Origin of the sequence: Kitasatospora putterlickiae, assembly GCF_039527695.1 — a bacterium.
Lineage (GTDB): Bacteria > Actinomycetota > Actinomycetes > Streptomycetales > Streptomycetaceae > Kitasatospora > Kitasatospora putterlickiae.
Genome location: NZ_BAAAKJ010000018.1, coordinates 15,402 through 18,113, shown reverse-complemented (window position 1 = coordinate 18,113; position 2,712 = coordinate 15,402). Strand labels below are relative to the sequence as shown.

The window sequence follows — 2,712 nt, the reverse complement described above, 5'->3', positions numbered from 1 at the left end:
ACCGTTTGGGGCGAGGTGTCAGGCGCGGGGGTCGACGAGGATCTTCACGGCCGTCTCGTTGTGGTGGATGAGGGTCTCGAAGCCGTCGGTGACCAGCTCGTCCAGGCCGATGGTCTTGGTGATGAAGGGGGCCAGATCAATGCGGCCCTCCTGCACGAGCTTGATGGTCTGCGGGTGGGAGTTGACGTAGGCGATCGTGCCGCGCAGGTCGACCTCCTTCAGCACGAGCTTCTGCATGTCGATCGACGCCGGCTTGCCCCAGATCGAGATGACGGTGATGACACCGCCCGGCCTGACGGCGTCGAACAGCGTGTCGAGCACGACGTTGACGGACGTGGCCTCGAACGCGACGTCCGCGCCCTTGCCGCCGGTGAGGCGACGGACCTCTTCCGCGACATCGGTGGTGGCGGGGTCGATGACGTGGTCGGCGACCTTGGTGTCCAGCGCCTTCTGCCGCCGCAGCGGGCTGAGCTCGGAGACCGCCACCTCGACGCCCATCGCCTTCAGCACCGCGCAGGTCAGCAGTCCGATGGGCCCCGCACCGCCGACGATGGCGAAGTCGCCCGCCTTCGCGCCGGAGCGCTCGAACGCGTGGTACCCCACCGACAGCGGCTCGATCAGGGCCGCCTGGTCCAGCGGGACGTCGCCGACCGGGTGGACCCAGCGGCGCTCGACGACGACCTTCTCCGCGAGCCCGCCGCCGCGACCGCCGAGCCCGATGAAGTTCATGTCGGGCGACAGGTGGTAGACCGGGTTGTTCTCGCTGGTGTCGACGTCGGGGTGCAGGATGTAGGGCTCGACGACGACGCGGTCGCCCGGCTTCAGGTCCTCGACGCCCTCGCCCACCGCGTACACCACGCCCGACATCTCGTGGCCGAGGGTCACGGGGGCGGACTCGCCGGAGACCGGGTGCGGGTGGCCGGCCGGCGGGACGAAGATCGGCCCGTCGAGGTACTCGTGCAGGTCGGTGCCGCAGATCCCGCAGTACGCGACGTCGATGCCCACCGTGCCCGGCTGGACGGTCGGCTCCGAGATGTCCTCGATACGGATGTCACCGCGGTCGTAGTAGCGTGCAGCCTTCACTTGGACTGGCTCCTTCGTTCGCCTTGCGCTCACGGCCGTGCCGCGCCCCGCCGTGAAGCGGGGGACGCCTCGGAACAGCCGTAATGTTCACGTTTAAACTATACGCCCGGAAAGTCCGAAACGCCGACCCGGCGCGCCGAAGAGCCGATGGAGACGGCCCCCTGGTTCTTGGACCAACCACCCCGGCCACCACTAGGCCGTGGGCGATCGGCATCGAACTTCACGAGTCCGACGACACCGACCTCATAGTCCGTACCGCCCCTGCCGAGTTCGCCGCCCTCCTCCGAGCCGCCAAGGCCGGCACGTTGGACCCCCATGGAGCGGCTCCTCCGGTGGCCGGTTGCTGACAGGGTGGGCGGCTATCCCCGTTCGTGACGGCATGTCACAATCCGACTGGAGCGATGTGACATGTCACATGTGTTCCCGGTGTCCGCCGGGAACACCTAACGAGCGAGGAAACCCTTGAAACGCTTTGCCGCTGTTCTCGCCGGCACCGCCGCCCTGGCCACGCTGACCGGAGTCCAGACCGCCTCCGCCGTCCCGGGTCCCCCTCCTACCGTGTGCGGGAACCCGGGTGCGCCGAGCTACGTCACCATCAGGGCCTGTATCTCCATCAACGGAAACTATGTGGTCACGTACGCACAGGCCAATCCGACCAACCCGGCCACCTGGCAGGACCAGGACGTCAGCTTCGACACGACCGCCAGCGGCTTCACGCCGTCCGGCCCGCCCGGCCCGACCGTTCTGGTCACGGCCGCCGGAGCCAGGGTCGGCGGGCTCGTCGGCATCGCGCGTTGCGGCTCGGCCGTGACCGCCACGTTCTCCCTCGACCAGCCCGGCTGGCCGCCGTCGACCTCGACGGTCTCGGCCTTCGTGAACTGCTGACCCGACCACCCGGAACCGAGGTCCCCCTCGCTCGACGGAGCGAGGGGCGGCTTTTCGCTGCCTTGAAGGCGGCGGAACATCTCGCGAGGCGGGGCGGAGCCCGGCACTCGAAGACAACGACCGGCCGGGGGCGTCACGTTCGACTGCCCGGTGGCCGGTTGCTGCCAGTACGGACGGCTGCTCCCGTTCGTGGCGCCATGTCAGAATCCGATGAGAGCTATGTGACATGTCACATGTGTTCCCGGTGTCCACCGGGAACACCCAACGAGGGAGGAAACCCTTGAAACGCTTTGCCGCTGTTCTCGCCGGCACCGCCGCCCTGGCCGCGCTGACCGGAGTCCAGACCGCCTCCGCCAACCCCGTGGGCGTCACCGTGTGCGGTACCCCGGGTGTGCCGAACCACGTCACGGTCAAGGCCTGTATCAACATCAACCAGGGCCACGTCTACGCGTTCGGGCGCGCCACTCCGTACAGCGCGACCTGGCAGGACCAGCAGGTCTCCTTCCAGCTGACCACCATCGGCATCACCAACCCGGCGCTCGGCACCGTCTACCCGACCGTCCTGATCGAGGCCAACGGGCCGTCCCAGGAGATCGGCAGCGTCACCGGCGACGTGCCCTGCGGCTCGCAGGTGACCGCCACGTTCACCGTGACCCAGCCCGGCTGGTACCCGTCGTCCTCGACGGTCTCGACCGTCGTGAACGACTGCTGACCCTGACCGACCGGAACCAGGGCCGCCCCTCG

General features: G+C 68.6%; 3 protein-coding genes. 2 read left to right on the top strand and 1 reads right to left on the bottom strand.

Going from position 1 to position 2,712, the window contains the following annotated elements; genetic code table 11:
• Positions 1-18: 18 nt before the first annotated feature.
• A complete protein-coding gene (locus tag ABD308_RS01925; RefSeq protein WP_344324464.1) occupies positions 19-1,083 on the bottom strand; it encodes a 2,3-butanediol dehydrogenase in 1,065 nt (354 codons plus the stop codon).
• 627 nt (positions 1,084-1,710) lie between these two features.
• Between ABD308_RS01925 and ABD308_RS01920 the strand changes: the two genes are divergently transcribed.
• Both ABD308_RS01920 and ABD308_RS01915 read left to right on the top strand, forming a co-directional pair.
• Entirely contained in the window at positions 1,711-1,968 is a 258-nt protein-coding gene (locus ABD308_RS01920) for a hypothetical protein (RefSeq protein ID WP_344324461.1), read from the top strand.
• A gap of 280 nt (positions 1,969-2,248) precedes the next feature.
• Entirely contained in the window at positions 2,249-2,680 is a 432-nt protein-coding gene (locus ABD308_RS01915) for a hypothetical protein (protein WP_344324458.1), read from the top strand.
• Positions 2,681-2,712 lie beyond the last annotated feature (32 nt).